The organism is Buchananella hordeovulneris (genome assembly GCF_001907235.1).
Lineage (GTDB): Bacteria > Actinomycetota > Actinomycetes > Actinomycetales > Actinomycetaceae > Buchananella > Buchananella hordeovulneris.
Genome location: NZ_MQVS01000010.1, coordinates 65,566 through 81,574, shown reverse-complemented (window position 1 = coordinate 81,574; position 16,009 = coordinate 65,566). Strand labels below are relative to the sequence as shown.

The following is a 16,009-nucleotide window of genomic DNA, read 5'->3' as shown; positions in this document are numbered from 1 at the left end:
ACGGGTAACGACCGCAGGGGAGCCAGGCATGGACGTTTTGATCGTCGAGGACGAACCGGACCTCGCCCTGGCCACGGCCGACTACCTGCAGGCCTTCGGCCTCACCGTCCAGCACGTTGGTACGGGCGAGGAGGGCCTGGCGGCGGTGAGTCGGCAGCCGCCGGGCGTGCTGATCGTGGACGTTAACCTGCCGGGCTTGAGCGGCTTCGAGCTGTGCCAGCAGGTGCGTGCCCGGTACGCCGGGCCGATCATCGTCGTCTCGGCGCGGCAGGCGGAGGTCGACCAGGTGCGGGCCCTGACCTTGGGGGCCGACGACTACGTCACCAAGCCCTTCTCCCTGGCGGTGCTGCTGGCCAAGGTGCGCCGCTGCCTGGATCGCGCTGCTGAGACCGCGGCCCCGGTGGCGGTGCTCTTCGACGACGGTCACCTGCGGATCGAGGCCGACACCGGCCGCACCTACCTGGCGGGGCAGGAGTTGGCGCTCACCGCGCAAGAGGATCGCCTGCTGCGCCACCTCGTGGGCCACGCCGGGGCCGTGTGTCCGAAGGCCGACATCACCCAGGCGGTGTGGGGCGACCTGTTCACCTCCGAAGGGGCGCTGTCGGTCCAGGTGCGGCGCCTGCGCACCCGCATCGAACCCGACCCGGACGCCCCGACCTACGTGCACACCGTGCGGGGCCGCGGCTACCTGTTCGAGGCGCGCTGATGCGGGGGCTGCGGTGGGCGGTGGTGGCCCTGCTCGCCGCGGTTGGGGCGGCCATCGGCCTGCTCTGGGTGAGCCTGTCCCGGTCGGTGCCGCACCAGGCCGTGGCGTTCAACAGCGTCGTGCAGGAGGTGACGGCGGCCTGGCCACTGACCTCGCCGACCCCGCTGGTGGGCCTGGAGCTGCCGGTGGCGGTCGTGGACGCCGACGGGCAGCTGATCGCCTCCACCATCACCGAGTTGACGGCGGGGGAGAGCCTGCCGGCCGCCGCGGCCCGGCGGCACCTGCTCGGCGCGCCCGTCGTCGTGGACGGGCGGCAGGTGGGTTTCCTCTACGCCGATCCCGCCACGCTCGCCGCCCTGCGCGCCGCCCACCAGCAGCTGGCCTGGCAACTGACCGGCCTGCTGGCCGCCCTGCTGGTGGTGGGATTGGGGCTGGCCGGGTGGGGTTGGCGACGCCTGGTGCGACCCTTCCGTCGGCTGGAGAACTTTGCCACCGAGGTGGCGGCGGGCCGTCTGGACACCCCACTGCTGCGGGAGAAAGACGACGCCTTCGGGGCCTGGCAGCAGTCCTTCGACCTGCTGCGCAGCGAGCTGGCCGCCGCCCGCGCCCGCGAATTGGCGGTGCAGGCGTCCAAAGCCGAGCTGCTGGCCCAACTGGGACACGACCTGCGCACCCCGTTGTCCACGCTCAGCGCCACCGCCGAGTTGCTGGCCCTGCAAACCACGGGCCCTGCCAGTCGCGAGCGCCTGGACCTGCTCGTGGCCAAGAGCCACCAGGTGGCCGCCCTGGTGGACGACATCTTCGCGGCCTCCGCCACCCCGGAAAGCCAGCTGACGGTCACCCCCGTCGCGTTGACCTCCTCCCAACTAGCGCACCTGTGCACGCAGGCGACCCTGGAAGGGACCGTGGTTGCCCCGCCCCCGGCGGCCCTCGTGCTGGCCGATCCGGTGCGGGTGAGTCAGGTGCTGCAAAACCTGTGCGAGAACGCCCGCAAGTACGCCGGGCACGACCCGCGGATCGACTTCGTTTTGGACGACGACGAGTTGCGGCTGCTGGTGAGCGACACCGGTCCCGGGGTGCACGACGGCGAACTGGCGGCCATCTTCCAACGCGGCTACCGCGGGCAAAACGCGGCCAATGTGCCCGGCCACGGCCTCGGCCTGTACACCTGCAGTCAGCTGGTGGGCGCCATGGGCGGACATATCACCGCGGCCAACACCCCCACGGGTTTTGCCCTCACCGTCGGCTTGCCGCTGGCCTGACCCCGGGTGGTCGTGGGAGCCGCAACTGTAGGCGGTTTGTAAGAAAACTGTAAGTGAGACGTTGCCGGGCGGTCACTAGCGTGAATCTCACCGAGAGGAGAGAGACATGCCGCAACGTGCCGTCACCCCGGCGATCATCCGTACCCGCAAACTGTCCAAGACGTTCTCGCACAATGGGGTGCAGCAGCACGTCCTGCGCAACCTCGACCTGGAGATCGCCGCCGGGTCCTTCACCGTCATCATGGGGCCCTCGGGGGCCGGCAAGTCGACGCTGCTTTACGCCCTGTCCGGGCTCGACAAGCCCACCCTCGGCAGCGTCGAAATCTCGAGCGTGGATATCACGCAGCTGTCTGAAGACAAGCGCGCCCGTTTCCGCCGCCAACACTGTGCCTTCGTCTTCCAACAGGTCCACCTGCTCGACGCCCTGTCGGTGCGGGACAACCTGCTGGTCGCCGGGCTGCTGCAGGAACGTAGCCGTCGCGTCGTCAATGCTCGCGCCCAGGAACTGGCCGAACGCATCGGTCTGCAGGCGCGGGACTTGCAAAAGTTCCCCGCCATGCTGTCAGGGGGCGAGGCCCAGCGGGTGGCCATCGCCCGCGCGCTCATGAACAGACCGGCGGTGCTGTTCGCCGACGAACCCACCGGGCAGCTGAACTCCGAATACTCCGACGCCGTGCTCGACCTGTTGCGGCAGGTGCACGCCGACGGGCAAACCATCGTCATGGTTACCCACGACGTGCGCTCGGCCATCTGCGGCAACCGGATCTGCTACCTGCGGGACGGCAAGGTGGCGGGGGAGTTGACCTTGGCAGGCGACGAGGCGGCCCGCACCGGGCAACTGACCGCCTTTCTGTCCGAGATGGGGTGGTGAGCATGGGAGGCACCGGGCTGCTGATTCGTCGCGTGGTGCGCAAGCACTGGCCCCTGCTTTGCATCGTCACGGTGTTGAGCGTGGTATCCGGGCTGCTGGCCGGGGTGGCGCTGCAGCTGCTGACCAAGCACTCCGCCGCCATCGACGCCCAGCGGCGGGCCTGGCACGCCCCGGAGCTCATGGTGGTGGTGCCGACCGCGCCGGGGGCCACCGAGTTCCGCCAGCACTTGGCGGCCGATCCGCGGGTGTCGCGGCTGGAGAGCCTACCGGTGGTGATCCTGCACAACTCGGCGTACCGGAACGGCGAAAAGTTCGGCGAGGCCTTCGTCGTGGAGGCCGTGGACGGGCGGCAGCAGTTGGGGCAACGCACCGTGGTGGCGGAACTGGCCCATCCCGTCCCGCAGCCCGCCTGGGTCTCGCGCGTCTTTCAAGATGTCGGCGGCTACCAGCTCGGCGACGAGGTGACGATCACGGCCGACGGCGCGCGCCACTCCTTCCACATTCAAGGCTTCGTGGAGGACACCTACGGCGGGGTGCCGGGCATCAGCACCTACTGGATCTGGGTACCGGCGGCCGACCTGGCGGCGCTGCAGGAGCGCGTCGGGACGGCCGACTCCCCGCAGGACAAGGCCTTCACCGGGGAGGCGTGGCAGGTGGCGGCCGCCAACGCGACGGAGGCCAACAGTGCCCAGGTCGAGGCGGAGCGGGCCGCCCTGCAGGCCGCCCGGCTGCCGGCCAGCACCGAACTGGCGGTCTTTACCACCGACCTGGGGCTGCTGGAGGAGGCGGTGCGCGCACCGATGGCCATCATCTCGCTGACGCTGCTGTCGTTCGCGGCGCTGGTGCTGCTGGTGCTGGTGGTCGTGCTCAGCTTCATGCTCCGCAACGCCATCGTCCGCGATCTGCCCCAGGTGGGGGTGCTGCGGGCTATGGGATTCGGGGTGTGGCAGGTGATGGTGTCGTGCATGGCTCCCTTCGTGTTGCTGGGGGCGGGCGGTGCCCTTCTCGGGGGAGTGCTGGCGGCCCCGGCTTTGGGCAAACTGCAGCCGCTGCTGCGCGCCCAGACCGGCATCACCTGGCGCCCGCAGTCGGCGGTGCCCCTAGTGCTGGGGGTTGCGGCCGTGTTGACGCTCGTCGTGCTCGCCACGGGCCTGCTTGTCGCCTGGCGTCTGCGCCGCACGCCCGTGGTGGCGGCCCTGCGCGGCGGCACCAGCGACCACGCCTTCCGGCGAACCTGGCTGCCGCTGGAACGCACGCGCGGCCCCCTGGCGCCGCTGCTCGGCATCAAGGCTGCCGGGCAGGCCGCGGGCCGCAGTAGCGCGGTGCTTCTCATCACCGCCATTGCCGCCTTCACGGGGGTGTTCCTCAGCTCGCTGGCCTCCACCCTCGGGAATGGCGACAGCGCCATCCGCCTGCTGGTGGGCGACGTCGAGGATGTCAACGTGGACGTCAAGCCGGAGGGGGACTTGGAGGAGGTGCTGCGCACCAGCCGCCAGCTGCCGGGGGTGCGTGACGGCTACCTCATGGAGTACCGGCGGGGCGACCTCGGCGATATCGGCGGTTTCTACTTCCTCACCGACGCCTACTCCCAGCTCGGCGATGGGCAACTGTACGCAGGGCGGTGGCCGCGCCACGCCAACGAGGTGGCGCTCGGCACGGGCCTGGCAGATCACTACGGTCTAGCGGTGGGAGACGTGTGGACGGTGGAGGCCGCGGGCCAGCGCGCCGACTACGTGGTCACCGGCATCGTCAGCGGAGTGACGCAGCTTGGCCGTTTTGCCTACTTCCCCACTGCGGCCTTCCAGCGCCTCGATCCGGCGTTCGAGCCGCGTTCCGTCGCGTTGCAGGTGACTGGCGACATCGACGCGGTGGTGGGGCAAATCCGCGACCGCTACGGCGACCAGGTGGAGGCCACGAACCGGTACGCCCTGCTGGTCGGATCCTTAAAGAGCTACGTCCAGGTGGTACCGGTCCTGGCGGGGACTATCTCGGCGTTCACTGGCACGATCGTGGTGCTGATCTTGTCCCTGGTGGTCAGCACCGTGGTGGTGCAAAGCCGCCTGCAACTCGGGATCATGAAGGCGCTCGGTTTCGCGCACCGGGAGGTGGCCAGCCAGGTGCGGTGGGCGGTGCTGCCGCCGGTGCTGGTCGGCTCCGCGCTGGGGGCGGGGGCGGGGTGGTGGGCCTTCCTGCCGCTGCTGCGCGCCCTGCTACGACGGTTGGGGCTGTTGAAGATAGACGTCGCCAGCCCCACCTGGCCCGTGTGGGTAGTGCCCTTGGTGTTGGTGGTGACCTCGGGGCTGGTGGCCTGGCTCGTTACTCGACGCATCAAGTCCATCTCGCCTTACGTGTTGCTGGCCGAGTAGTGGTCGCGGCAGACCGTCGACGGAAGCGGGCCGGGCCGCCGATGGTCGACGGCCCGGCCCGGGGGTTGGCTCAGTCGAAGGTCGAGATCGCGCCGGGGACGATGGTCACGGGAGTGTCTTGTGCGGCCAGGAGGCGTTCCAGCTCGGCCAGCCCGGGGCTCTTGCCGCCTGGTAGTTGGGCGGCCACCCGCTCATCTACCGTGATTTCCACGGTGTCGGTCAAAATGTTGATCGACAGTCCCGCCATTTCCGGAATCTCTAGCCCGTGTTGGGCAATGAGATCGCTGATGCGCGGGGTGTCAGTTTGAAGCAGGCGTCGGCCCGGGATCAGGATGAGGCGCTCACCTGCCTGTTCCTTTAGGGCCTGCAATTCGGCCCCGCCCGGGCCGTCTAGGTCCCGTAGGTAGACCTCCACTGCCCGCCGATCCGAGGTCAGGGCCGTGCCGGCGATGTTGTGCATGTTGACGTGCCAGATTTCGTCGACCTGCGCGCCGAGTGCGGCGACTTCCGGGCTCTCCTCCCCGAACCAGAGCCGTTGGCCGTGCTCGTCGGTTACGTTGCTCCCCAGCTTGTTGGGATCCGGGGTGGGGAGGGTGGATGGCGGCTTGACGCTGGGGCTGTTGGACGGGGTGGCGACGGTGGGGGCCGCGGTTGGTACGTTGCCGGGGGCCGTCCGGCCGGGCGGGGCGGACGCGGCCGCGATCAGCGGGGGGACGGCCAATAATGCCGCGACCAATAGCGCGGCCGCGATAACAAACTTGCGGCGCATGGCGACTCCTAATCACGTAAAGCGTGAGCTCAGCCTAGTTGCGGTGGCCACCAATAGATATCGATAGGGATAAATCGTTATGTTGGCGGTTTGGATCAGGGGTACTACACCCGGTCGCTATGCCGAGGGTAAGAGCCAGTGCCGCGGATGTGAGGTTGGGGAGGCGGGTGGGCATGGTGTTATTGGTCTTTAGTCCAGGTGAGGCGGTCGGTGTCGAGGTCGAAGGTGGGGGTGGGGCGGAAGCAGTAGACAGCGAGGTTGCCGCCGCCGACCTGGCCGGGCGGCGTCTCCACAACCTTGACATCCAACAAAGTGAGGGTGCCGACCTCGGGATGCGACACCGACTCCCCCGCCCTTAGGGAACCATATGCCCCTGGCTTGCCTGGCACGTCGAATCCAACGCCCAATCCAGCAGCAGCTACCCCGTCTTCGAAGCGAGGACCGGAGGCAATAAGAGAAACTTTGCCTTCCCGGTCTGGGCGCAAAATGGTGGCGTGGGCTTGGGAAATGATGATGCCATCGGCGCATTGCATTTTAAGTTCCTCGCTACTTAAAGGCGCAGGGTCAGGGGTGCTACAACCGGTCGCTATGCCGAGGGTGAGGGACAGTGCCGCGGATGTGAGGTTGGGGAGGTGGGTGGGCATGGTGTTATTGGTCTTTGGTCCAGGTGAGGCGGTCGGTGTCGAGGTCGAAGGTGGGGGAGGGGCGGAAGCAGTAGACGGCGAAGTTGCCGCCGCCTGCCTGGTCGGGCGGTGTTTCTACGAGTTTGACGTCCAGGAGCGTGAAGGTGCCGACTTCGGGGTGGGACACCGACTCCCCGGCCCTTAGGGGCCTATCGGCACCGGGCTTGTTGGTGCCGGGAAAGCTAACGGTGATCGCAGCGGTGGCGATGCCGTCTTCGAAGCTCGGTCCGGAGACGAGTACCGCAACTTTGCCTTCCCGGTCAGGCCTCAACACGGTGGCGTGTCCTTGGGAAATGATGATGCCGTCAGCGCATTGCATTTTAAGTTCCTCTCCAGTCAAGGGCGTGGGGTCAGGGGTGCTACACCCGGCAGCAATGCCGAGGGTAAGCAGAACGGCTAGAGCACAATAAATGTTCTTCCATGCAGGCATGTCACTCCCCTATGGCCACACTGCCGAAATAATGCCCAAAATCCTCCCAGGAAAGCTTCAATCGTGCGCCACGATTACCGCCTCCTTCTTCCAGATTGTATCCGTGCGGGTTGATTATGGTCACCCCGCCCTCGTCCACCGCCTCGACCATGTAGGCGTGGAGGTAGTAGAGCTTGACTGGCGGGAGGGCGGGCTGGGTACTGTCGGCGACTAGCGCGGCACCTCGGTGAGGGAAGTACTCGGCTGGGACCATGGTGGTGGATGCTGTGACCGGTTTTTGGCTTTCCAGGGCAGCAGCGATCTGCGCCTGCTTGGTTGGCGAGTATCCCTCGCCCAGGCCCCAGATTCCCTTTGAGCGTTCGATGACCGTGCTGGGCATATCGCCGGCATCCCGCAGGGCCTCGTCGATAAGCCCGCCGTAGATGCCTGCTGGGCCGGGGCGGGTGCCCTCGGGGTGGAGTTGGCCGTAGGCTGATTCGAAGATAGAGAACATGTTCGGGCTGGTGAAGTTCGTGCCATTGGCGTAGACCGAGTCGACGAACACGGTGCGCTGGGCACGGGCGGTGGGGTGCAGGGGGTCGTCGTAGACCGTGACCAGGAAGCCAACAATGTTGCCGCGGGAGTCATACCGTGGCTGGATCGCTTCTTGCAGTGTGCGCCTGCCGTCAGGGGTGTTGCTCAACGCCATCAGGGCCGCCAGGTAGTAGCAGTCCCCGATGTAGCCCTGCGTCATGTCGGTGGGCCGCAACCCAGCAAACCCGTCCCAGATACGCGCCAGCTCCGCACTGCTCAACGCCCGCCGGTCGCTGAGATAGACCCCGTTTTCGTTCACATGGACGGCTTCAACGTGGAAACACTCCCGCAGACGAGCCGCACAGGCCTCCTCTTCCTGCCGCACCCGAGCCACCAGGCGCGCATAGTCACCGTCAATCCGGCCCGCGCTCGGCAACAACTCCAGATACTTCACCACCCGATAATCCCCCGCGGCGGCCGCCAACTGCCGATCCAAGCCCTCCAGGGCCGCCCGCATATCGGCCACCTGCCGTTTAGCGTCGCGCACCACCCAAGCGAAGACTTCCAACGCCTGGCCCCCGCCGTCGTAGCCGACACTCAAGTCCGCCACATCGACCTGCACCTTATCCAACTCCTGCGCGAAAGCCTCCCGCGCTTGGCCCGCCCAATCCGGGGCCAGGCGCAACACGTCGCGCAACTGCCAACGCCGCTCCTCCAACTCCTGCGCCCGCGCCAAAAACCCCGCACTGGCCGCGAACAACTCCTCCTCGTTCCCCGGCACGTCCCCAATCCAGCCCGCAAACAACCCCACCATTAGCCCCTAAAACTTGTGCTCGTCATAGGCGAAAGAAGCAGCCAACTGCTCTTCCGCAGCCGTCGTCGACGTCGCCACGCGCCGCACCCCCTGCCCGGCAGCCCCGCACCACCACTCCACTGCCTCGGCCCGCTGCCGCGCATTGCTGTCGGCCGCCAAATACGCCCCCAACAACTGCCAGCCCCCCAACCTCGCCGCAACACCACCCCCCGGCGGGCTGACAGCCCCCACCTGCTGCCCCACCCACTCCAACTTCTCCGCCATCCCAGCCAACTGCTCGGAATCAACAGCAAAATCGGGCACCATCACCCTCCATCGGCTCCGACTAACAGCGGTCAGGATACTGCTGAATTGACCTCATGGTGAGGGAATCAGGCAGGCACTTTAGTGTTTGTGGAGCGTGTGGGGGTGGCACCATGGAGGCATCACCGTCGGCCTGCCAGGAGACCTCCATGCCGCAACTGCGTCCTATCCCGTCCACCCTCCGGTTGGGGGTGGCCACCGCCGCCTACCAGATCGAAGGCGCCGTCAGCGCCGGAGGGCGGGTGCCGTCCATCTGGGATACCTTCAGCCACACCCCCGGCAAGGTCGCCAACGGGGATACCGGCGACGTCGCCTGCGACTCCTACCACCGGTGGGAGGAAGACCTCGGCCTCATCAAAGGCCTTGGGCTGGACGCCTATCGGCTGTCCATCGCGTGGCCTCGCATCATTGGCGGTCTTGGCCACGCCCCCACCCAGGAGGGCCTGGACTACTACAAGCGCCTGCTCGATGCCCTGCGTGACCTCGACATCGCCCCCGTCGTCACCCTCTACCACTGGGATCTGCCGCAGTGGCTGCAAGACCAAGGGGGCTGGGCCAATCGTTTCACCGCCCTCCAATTTGGTGCCTACGCGGAGGTGCTCGCCCGAGAGCTGGGGGACCGGGTCGAGACCTGGACGACGCTAAACGAACCGTGGGTTGCGGCGTTCCTTGGCCACGCCTCGGGAGTGCACGCCCCTGGCAGCACGGACGGGGCGACGGCGCTGGCCGCCGCCCACCACCTCAACCTTGCCCACGGCTCGGCGGCCACCGCCATCCGGTCGGTGCTCCCCGAAGCCAAGATTTCCGTTACCCACAACCTGCAGGTGATCCGTCCCGCGCTGGCCGCCGACCCCGCCCACCAGGCGGCCGCCCAGCGGATCCGTAACCTCGCTAACGAGATCTTCCTCGGTCCCCAATTCGCGGGCGCCTACCCGGAAGACCTCATCGACCAGACCGCCGGCGTCACCGACTGGGGTTTCGTGCACGACGGTGACCTCGTGTTGGCCCGCCAGCCGCTAGCCAGCCTCGGTGTCAACTACTACTACACCGATACGGTGCGCCCCGGGGTGGCGGGCAACCTTCACCAGGGTGCCTCCGGTTGGGGCCAGACCAGCCCGTGGCCCGGCAGCGAGGACGTGGAGTTCCTGCGGCCCCTTGGTCCCACCACAGACATGGGATGGAATCAGGACCCAGCCGGCTTGACCGAACTGCTGACCACCTTGGCTGCCCGCTTCCCGGGGCTGCCGTTGGAAGTTACCGAGAACGGGGCCGCATTCCCCGACACTGTCGACGCCGATGGGTACGTGCACGACCCGCAGCGTATTGCCTACCTGCGTGCCCACCTGCATGCCGTTCTCGACGCGATCGAGGCCGGGGCGCCCGTGCACGGCTATTTCGCCTGGAGCCTGCTGGATAACTTCGAGTGGGCGTTGGGCTACGACAAGCGGTTCGGTCTGACCCGCGTCGATCCCGTCACGCAGGATCGCTACATCAAGGCCTCCGGTCAGTGGTACGGCGCGCTCGGGCACACCCGGCAGCTGGAGCCCCTTCAGCCCGGTGACCCGGCCTCTATTCCCGGGGTGGGGCCACGGCTTGACTGATGGGCAGGGGCGCTGGCGGACGGTGCGCCGCCGGGCGGAGAGCTGGATCGGGCGGCACTCCCGCGTGGGTTTGCTGGTCGCGGCCTTTGCCTACGTGGCCTCCTTCTCCCCGTCCCTGCTGCCGCGCACCTGGCTGACCCAGTCCCTTTTGACGGCGGTGACGGTGGCAGTCATGTATGGCGTGGGCGCGGCCCTTGGCGCGGCCTGGGATCTCATCGCGCGCGGGATACGCCTGGAAATCGGCGTCGCCCCGTGGGTGCGGCGCTGGCTGGGCCCCCTCGTTGCCGGGTTGGTGGTGGTCTGGATGGCAGTGTCGCTGCGGCGCTCCTATCACGCCGCCGCCGTAACCGCCGAGCTCGTGGAAATGGCTCCACCGGCCTGGTGGGAGCACAGCGCCAGCCTCTTCTTGGCGCTGGTGTTCGCGTGGCTGGTGCGTCTGGTCTTCGTCACCCTGCGGCGGGCCTGGCGACGCCTGCGGGCGGCTACCCGGCGGCGAATCCGTTTCCCGTTCCTCGACACCGCGGTGGCGATCGCGGTGGTGCTGGGGCTGGTGGTTGTCTTCAACCAGGTGGTGGCCCGCAATGTGCTCGGGTTCTTCTACGAGCATTTCGCGCGCGCCAACGTCGGCGTTGAGGCGGGAGCGGTGCGCCCGACGCAGGCCGAACGCTCCGGCTCCCCGGCCTCCAGCCAGGACTGGGAACAGCTGGGGCGCATGGGGCAAAGTTTCCTCACCCTCGGGCCGTCGGCCACCCAGATCGCGCAGGTTACCGGGCGCCCCGCCCGCGAACCGATCCGCATCTACGCCGGGCTCATCCAGCACCAGACGATCGACGACGCGGTGGCCGCCGTGTTGGGGGAACTGGAGCGGACCGGCGCCTGGGAGCGGGACTGTCTCCTGTTGGTTACCACGACCGGTTCGGGGTGGGTGGACGAGTACAGCGTGCAGGCCGTGGAGTACCTCAGCGGCGGCGATGTCGCTACCGTCGCCATCCAGTACTCCTTCCTGCCGTCCTTCGCGGCCCTGCTTTCTGACCGCGAATCTCCCCAGCTTGCGGCTCGCCAGCTCCTGACCGCGGTGGAGGAGCGGCTGGCGGCCCGGCCAGCTGGGCAGCGGCCCGCCCTGTTGGTCACCGGCACCTCATTGGGGGCATACGGCGGGCTGGGGGCATTCGCGTCGGCGGCCGACATGCTGGCGCGCGTGGACGGGGCGGTGTGGACGGGGGTGCCCCGCTGGACCCCGCTGCACAGAGAATTGACGGCCGGGCGGCAAAAAGGCAGTCCCGAGGTTGCCCCCGTCATCGGGTCGGGAGAACACATCCGCTTCATTACTAAGCCCGCGCAGCTGCGGGCCGACGCCTACGGGCGCGCCTACATCCCGTGGAGTCAACCGCGGGTGGTGTTCCTGCAGCACGCCTCCGATCCCGTCGTGTGGTGGGAGCCGCACGTTTTCGTCGCTGCGCCGACCTGGATCCGGGAAGCGGCAGGCAGCGACGTCAACCCAGCGATGCGGTGGACGTGGGGGGTGACTTTCTGGCAATTGTTCACGGACCTGCCGTTCGCGGGCCTGGCCCCGGCCGGGCACGGGCACTTCTACCGCCACGAGCAGATTCACGCCTGGCGGGAAGTCCTCGCCCCGGCGGGCCAAGCCCCGCTAGCGGGCCGCCGGGTCAGTGAGGAGACGATTGAGCGCATCGCCCAGCACATCGACGCCGACCTGCTCCGGACCGCCACCGGCCGCAGCCAGCTCAGCCACTAGTCCGCCGGAGCCGAAAATCTTCGCGGGGGCCCGTGAGTATGGCAGTGCCCCGGCCCATTCGGGCCGGGGCACTAACACACTGAGCAGGCGGCTCAGTGCTCGTCGTAGTGGTCGCCGTGCTGGGCGTGCTTGTGACCGTCGTGGATGTAGTCCACGTGGTCGCCGTGCTGCACGGCCTCGTGGCCGCAGTCCTTGCCGTGCTCGTGCTCGGCGGTGGTGTGCTCGGCCTGCTTGTGGTCGCTCATGGGTTCCTCCTCGGTTGGGTGCGCCCAGCATGACACACATATAAACAAATTGCAATACTTGCATTTAAATGGGAGTGGTTCTCATCTGCCCGGTCTCCTCAATCCGCCTGCACCGCGGCAAACCACGCCCGGCTACCCCGCGGCGGCCGCCTCCTCGGCGTGCGTGAGGGCGTCGGCCACCACGTGGATGACGTGCTCGTCAGCGATCCGGTACCGAATCTCCTTGCCGTGCCGCTGCGCCATCACCAGGCCCGCATCCCGCAGGGACCGCAAATGCTGGGAAACCAGCGGCTGAGACAGACCCGAGCGCTCAACCAGCTGCGAGACCGTCAACTCCGCCGCCGCCAGCTGGATGAGCAGCTGCAACCGAGACGGGTTGCCCAGCACCTTGAAGCCTGCCGCCGCCCGTACCAGTTGGGCACTAGTGACCTGCGTGGGAATCTTCATCTCTCGGCCCTCCTGCCCCCATCCTATGGGCGCCTAATATGACCCAATGACCGAACTAAGCGCAGTGCGAGTCGACGTCTGGCTGTTTGCGGTGCGGGCCTGCAAGTCCCGGTCGCTGGCCACCGCGGCCGCCCGCGCCGGGCACGTGAAGATCAACGATGCCACCGCCAAAGCCTCAGCCGACGTCCGGGTGGGCGACGTCGTGCGGCTGCGCATCGAGGGCTTTGACCGGGTGCTGCGGGTGGAAAAGCTCCTCCTGCGGCGGGTGGGAGCCCCGCTGGCCGCCGAGCACTACACCGACCTGACCCCACCCCGCCTGACCGTGCGCGACGCCCCCGTCTTCGTCCGCGACCGCGGCGCCGGGCGCCCCACCAAACGCGAGCGGCGCCAGCTCGACGCCCTGCGCGGGCGCCGCAGCTGAGCCGCCTGCCCGCCGCCCCTAGCGGTCGGCAGCCAGCCGCTGCGCAATCTCGGCCCGCTGCCCGATTAGGTCCGCCAGTTGCAGCACCTCCCGGAACCCCAGGGCATCGTTGATGGCCAGCATGTAGGCATTCTCATCCGCGGTGCAGGTGCTGACTGCCGGGTGCGGCAAGTCCATCGTCAGCAGTTGGCGCTCCACCGCGCACTTGACCGCCCACCCGAGCCGGTGCCCGCGGTGGTCGCGCTCCACCAGCGTCTCCAGCACCTCAATATTGGCGTCAGGCTGGGGCGGCACCGCGTAGCCGCTCACGCCGACGGCCCGGCGGCGACCAGCAGGATCCACCCACACCGCCACGGCCTCCACCCGGCGCGTCCCGTTGGCCACGGCCCGGGCGATGCCCGCGCGGTAGTCGGCGGCCGTGAACGGCTCGGGCTCGTAGTCGATGTCCCCGGCCTCCACCTCGGCCTCCACCATGCCGTGCAGGCGCGCAACATCCTCCTGCAGCTCGGGGGCTACCCCATTGACGTACACCTCGATCGTGTAGTCGCCCACCCGCGTCGTTCCGTCCGGCCCCGGCACCGCTGGGTCGAGGCTATCCAGCAGCGCCGCCGACGTCGGCCACGGGTGGCGCCGCAGGTGGCACAACTCGCCGACGCGCAACCCCACGGCCCGGGCAAACCGCGGGCCGGGCGCCTGACTACTCGCCAGCGGGCCATCCGCTGGATCGGCGACCACGTATGACAGTATCCGGGTGCGCTGCGGCGGCAAGTCCGCCAACAAGGCGGCGTACAGGGCGCGGCCCACCCCGCGCCCGCGCGCCTCCGGCCGCGTCCACACGTGGGTGAAGGCCATATCGGTGTTGGCCTCGCCCCGGTACCAGTGGGCGTAGGCCACCCCCAGCCCTTGCCCATCGTCATCCTGTGCCAGCCAGATGAGCCGCTCGTGCGTCGGGGAGGGGCGGCGGAGGGCCTGCACGGCTTCAACAGGCAGGAACGCGCCCACCTCCTCCCCGGACTCCACCGTGCGGGCGTGCAACATTTGGGCCGCCAGCAAGGTAGCGGCGTCGTCAGCGAGAGCAAGTCGGGTTATGTGCACGGCAGCACCCTAACAAGGACCAGCCCAGCCGCTGGTGCCAGTCCGCTGCATGCTGCCCGCAGCGGGCACGGCGCGGCCCGAGCCCCGTAGGCTGGGAGGGTGATTGATGCGGTAGTTGACACCCTCGTTTCGTCGCCGCTGCTGACCATCTTTCTGGTGGTCGCTGTCGGCTCCGCCCTGGGCGCGCTCCCGCTCGGGCGGCTGCGGCTCGGGGCAGCAGGGGCCCTGTTTGTTGGCTTGGCCGTGGGAGCCCTGGATCCCCGCCTCGGGGAGGGCCTAGGCCTCGTGCGATCCCTCGGACTGGCCCTCTTCGTCTACACCGTGGGCTTGAGCGCGGGTACGACTTTCTTTCGCGAACTCAAACGCTTCCTGCCGTTCATGGGGGCCAGTGTCGCGGTGCTCGTGGTGGCAGCTGGCAGCGTCGTCCTGGTCGCCCCGCTCCTGGGGCTGCCCACGCCCCTGGCACTGGGCACGTTTGCGGGGGCGTTGACCTCCACCCCGGCCCTGTCTGCTGCCACCGTCGCCACCGGCGGCAGCCCCGAGGCCGCCGTCGGCTACGCGCTGGCCTACCCCGTCGGCGTGGTGGTCGGCCTAACGGTAATAGCGGTCGTCCTTACCCGCAGGTTCCCGGCCCGGCGCGACGCCGAGAGCTTGGCAGGGGCAGGCCTGCAGGCCACCTCGCTGCGGGTACAAGCGGACACCAACCCGGCTGCCGTCCCGCTGTTGGCGGCCGGGCAGGTCCGTATCTCCTACCTGGCCCGCGGGGGAGTAACCCGCGTGTTCCTCCCCGGTGACCAGTTGCTGGCGGGTGACTGGATTGTCGTCGTCGGGGCCGCCAAGCATGTGGCGCAGGCCGCTGCCGCGCTCGGCGAGGAAACCGATACGCACCTGGCGGATTATCGACACGAAGTGGATCACCTGCGTTTCGTGGTCTCCAACAAGCACGTCATCGGGCGCACCGTCGGGGAGTTGGACTTCCCCGGGCGCTTCCACGGCACGATCATGCGGGTGCGCCGCGGTGACCTTGACCTGCTGGCCAACGAATCGCTGACCCTGCAGCCAGGTGACCGGGTCTTGGCGGTGGTGCCCGCCGAGCGGCTGGACGACGTGCGGCAACTTTTTGGCGACTCCGAGCGGCGCCTGTCGGAGATAGACCCCGTGGCAGTGGGTCTGGGGCTGGCGCTCGGGCTGGCGGTGGGCCTGCTCAGTGTGCCGCTCGGCGGGGGACTGACGTTTTCCCTCGGGGCCGCGGCCGGGCCGCTGTTGGTCGGCACTATCCTCGGCCACTTCGAACGTACCGGACCGTTTGGCTGGCAACTTCCCTACGCCGCCAACCTGACAATTCGGCAGGTGGGGCTGCTGCTGTTTTTGGCCTGCGTGGGTTTGGGGGCCGGGCCTGCCTTCATGCGCGAGGCCTTCACCTTCGCGGGGGTGAAGGTCATTGCCTTCGCCGCCCTCCTGTGCGGCGTGACCTGCCTGCTATTCGCCCTAGCCGCCCGCCTCCTTGGCTTCTCCAGTCCGCGCACTGCCGGGGGCTTGGGGGCCGTGGTGGGGCAACCCGCGCTGGTGGCTGCCGCCAACCTGCAGGTCAGCGACGAGCGGATCGACGCAGGCTATGCCACCCTCTATGCCCTTTGCATCGTCACCAAAGTGCTGCTGGTCTACCTAATGGTCGCGCTGTTGGGGGTCGGGACATAGGCAGCGGGCGGGGGCCAGCGCCACCCGCC

Annotated in this window: 16 protein-coding genes; 8 read left to right on the top strand and 8 right to left on the bottom strand. The window is 68.4% G+C overall.

All coding sequences use genetic code 11. The annotated features are described in order from the left end of the window. Positions 1 to 28 precede the first annotated feature (28 nt). The 4 genes from BSZ40_RS09415 to BSZ40_RS09400 all read left to right on the top strand — a co-directional run bounded on the left by BSZ40_RS09415 (position 29) and on the right by BSZ40_RS09400 (position 5,205). Positions 29 to 706, top strand: coding sequence for a response regulator transcription factor (locus tag BSZ40_RS09415; protein WP_073825675.1), 678 nt, complete (start codon positions 29 to 31; stop codon positions 704 to 706). Then, positions 706 to 1,968 carry a HAMP domain-containing sensor histidine kinase gene (locus BSZ40_RS09410; RefSeq protein ID WP_073825673.1) on the top strand — a complete coding sequence of 421 codons (1,263 nt, stop codon included), beginning with the start codon at positions 706 to 708 and terminating at the stop codon, positions 1,966 to 1,968. The genes BSZ40_RS09415 and BSZ40_RS09410 overlap by 1 nt, the downstream gene beginning before the upstream one ends. A 106-nt stretch (positions 1,969 to 2,074) precedes the next feature. Then, on the top strand, positions 2,075 to 2,839 hold the full coding sequence (locus BSZ40_RS09405) for an ABC transporter ATP-binding protein (protein ID WP_073825670.1): 765 nt from the start codon (positions 2,075 to 2,077) through the stop codon (positions 2,837 to 2,839). A gap of 2 nt (positions 2,840 to 2,841) precedes the next feature. Continuing rightward, positions 2,842 to 5,205 (top strand): FtsX-like permease family protein, encoded by a 2,364-nt coding sequence (locus tag BSZ40_RS09400; RefSeq protein ID WP_073825668.1) that lies wholly within the window; start codon positions 2,842 to 2,844, stop codon positions 5,203 to 5,205. Between the two features lie 70 nt (positions 5,206 to 5,275). Here the strand turns inward: BSZ40_RS09400 and BSZ40_RS11940 are convergent, their stop codons facing one another. The 5 genes from BSZ40_RS11940 to BSZ40_RS09375 all read right to left on the bottom strand — a co-directional run bounded on the left by BSZ40_RS11940 (position 5,276) and on the right by BSZ40_RS09375 (position 8,717). After that, positions 5,276 to 5,974, bottom strand: coding sequence for a hypothetical protein (locus BSZ40_RS11940; protein ID WP_073825665.1), 699 nt, complete (start codon positions 5,972 to 5,974; stop codon positions 5,276 to 5,278). 179 nt (positions 5,975 to 6,153) lie between these two features. Further along, complete coding sequence (locus tag BSZ40_RS09390) at positions 6,154 to 6,507, bottom strand: hypothetical protein (protein ID WP_073825662.1); 354 nt, start codon at positions 6,505 to 6,507, stop codon at positions 6,154 to 6,156. A gap of 115 nt (positions 6,508 to 6,622) precedes the next feature. Beyond that, positions 6,623 to 6,976, bottom strand: coding sequence for a hypothetical protein (locus BSZ40_RS09385; RefSeq protein ID WP_073825660.1), 354 nt, complete (start codon positions 6,974 to 6,976; stop codon positions 6,623 to 6,625). Between the two features lie 112 nt (positions 6,977 to 7,088). Further along, positions 7,089 to 8,414 carry a hypothetical protein gene (locus BSZ40_RS09380; RefSeq protein ID WP_073825657.1) on the bottom strand — a complete coding sequence of 442 codons (1,326 nt, stop codon included), beginning with the start codon at positions 8,412 to 8,414 and terminating at the stop codon, positions 7,089 to 7,091. Positions 8,415 to 8,420: 6 nt separating this feature from the next. Further along, entirely contained in the window at positions 8,421 to 8,717 is a 297-nt protein-coding gene (locus BSZ40_RS09375; RefSeq protein ID WP_143180936.1) for a hypothetical protein, read from the bottom strand. A 113-nt stretch (positions 8,718 to 8,830) separates the two neighbouring features. On the opposite strand from BSZ40_RS09375, the gene BSZ40_RS09370 reads away from it, so the two are divergent. Together BSZ40_RS09370 and BSZ40_RS09365 are read left to right on the top strand one after the other, a co-directional pair. Then, a complete protein-coding gene (locus BSZ40_RS09370) occupies positions 8,831 to 10,318 on the top strand; it encodes a GH1 family beta-glucosidase (protein ID WP_222842774.1) in 1,488 nt (495 codons plus the stop codon). Continuing rightward, on the top strand, positions 10,311 to 12,074 hold the full coding sequence (locus BSZ40_RS09365; protein ID WP_143180935.1) for an alpha/beta-hydrolase family protein: 1,764 nt from the start codon (positions 10,311 to 10,313) through the stop codon (positions 12,072 to 12,074). Before BSZ40_RS09370 ends, BSZ40_RS09365 begins: the two co-directional genes overlap by 8 nt. A 92-nt stretch (positions 12,075 to 12,166) precedes the next feature. Here BSZ40_RS09365 and BSZ40_RS09360 read toward each other — a convergent pair whose 3' ends face one another. Then, complete coding sequence (locus tag BSZ40_RS09360) at positions 12,167 to 12,319, bottom strand: zinc transporter permease (protein ID WP_073825647.1); 153 nt, start codon at positions 12,317 to 12,319, stop codon at positions 12,167 to 12,169. Positions 12,320 to 12,451: 132 nt separating this feature from the next. After that, on the bottom strand, positions 12,452 to 12,766 hold the full coding sequence (locus BSZ40_RS09355; protein ID WP_073825645.1) for an ArsR/SmtB family transcription factor: 315 nt from the start codon (positions 12,764 to 12,766) through the stop codon (positions 12,452 to 12,454). Positions 12,767 to 12,812: 46 nt separating this feature from the next. Here BSZ40_RS09355 and BSZ40_RS09350 point away from each other — a divergent pair, with 46 nt between their 5' ends. Then, the gene (locus tag BSZ40_RS09350; RefSeq protein ID WP_073825642.1) at positions 12,813 to 13,187 is read left to right on the top strand and encodes an RNA-binding S4 domain-containing protein; all 375 of its coding nucleotides are present in this window, start codon (positions 12,813 to 12,815) and stop codon (positions 13,185 to 13,187) included. Positions 13,188 to 13,205: 18 nt separating this feature from the next. Here BSZ40_RS09350 and BSZ40_RS09345 read toward each other — a convergent pair whose 3' ends face one another. Continuing rightward, positions 13,206 to 14,282, bottom strand: coding sequence for a GNAT family N-acetyltransferase (locus BSZ40_RS09345; RefSeq protein WP_073825641.1), 1,077 nt, complete (start codon positions 14,280 to 14,282; stop codon positions 13,206 to 13,208). 99 nt (positions 14,283 to 14,381) lie between these two features. Here BSZ40_RS09345 and BSZ40_RS09340 point away from each other — a divergent pair, with 99 nt between their 5' ends. After that, positions 14,382 to 15,980 carry an aspartate:alanine exchanger family transporter gene (locus tag BSZ40_RS09340; RefSeq protein ID WP_073825638.1) on the top strand — a complete coding sequence of 533 codons (1,599 nt, stop codon included), beginning with the start codon at positions 14,382 to 14,384 and terminating at the stop codon, positions 15,978 to 15,980. Positions 15,981 to 16,009: the final 29 nt, after the last annotated feature.

What these genes read in the sequence shown, in the direction of transcription:
- BSZ40_RS09405 (WP_073825670.1), top strand. Translation starts at nt 2,075, where the DNA reads ATGCCGCAACGTGCCGTCACCCCGGCGATCATCCGTACCCGCAAACTG.
- BSZ40_RS09380 (WP_073825657.1), bottom strand. Translation starts at nt 8,414, where the DNA reads ATGGTGGGGTTGTTTGCGGGCTGGATTGGGGACGTGCCGGGGAACGAG.
- BSZ40_RS09390 (WP_073825662.1), bottom strand. Translation starts at nt 6,507, where the DNA reads ATGCAATGCGCCGATGGCATCATCATTTCCCAAGCCCACGCCACCATT.
- BSZ40_RS09360 (WP_073825647.1), bottom strand. Translation starts at nt 12,319, where the DNA reads ATGAGCGACCACAAGCAGGCCGAGCACACCACCGCCGAGCACGAGCAC.
- BSZ40_RS09350 (WP_073825642.1), top strand. Translation starts at nt 12,813, where the DNA reads ATGACCGAACTAAGCGCAGTGCGAGTCGACGTCTGGCTGTTTGCGGTG.
- BSZ40_RS11940 (WP_073825665.1), bottom strand. Translation starts at nt 5,974, where the DNA reads ATGCGCCGCAAGTTTGTTATCGCGGCCGCGCTATTGGTCGCGGCATTA.
- BSZ40_RS09415 (WP_073825675.1), top strand. Translation starts at nt 29, where the DNA reads ATGGACGTTTTGATCGTCGAGGACGAACCGGACCTCGCCCTGGCCACG.
- BSZ40_RS09400 (WP_073825668.1), top strand. Translation starts at nt 2,842, where the DNA reads ATGGGAGGCACCGGGCTGCTGATTCGTCGCGTGGTGCGCAAGCACTGG.
- BSZ40_RS09370 (WP_222842774.1), top strand. Translation starts at nt 8,831, where the DNA reads ATGGAGGCATCACCGTCGGCCTGCCAGGAGACCTCCATGCCGCAACTG.
- BSZ40_RS09385 (WP_073825660.1), bottom strand. Translation starts at nt 6,976, where the DNA reads ATGCAATGCGCTGACGGCATCATCATTTCCCAAGGACACGCCACCGTG.
- BSZ40_RS09410 (WP_073825673.1), top strand. Translation starts at nt 706, where the DNA reads ATGCGGGGGCTGCGGTGGGCGGTGGTGGCCCTGCTCGCCGCGGTTGGG.
- BSZ40_RS09355 (WP_073825645.1), bottom strand. Translation starts at nt 12,766, where the DNA reads ATGAAGATTCCCACGCAGGTCACTAGTGCCCAACTGGTACGGGCGGCG.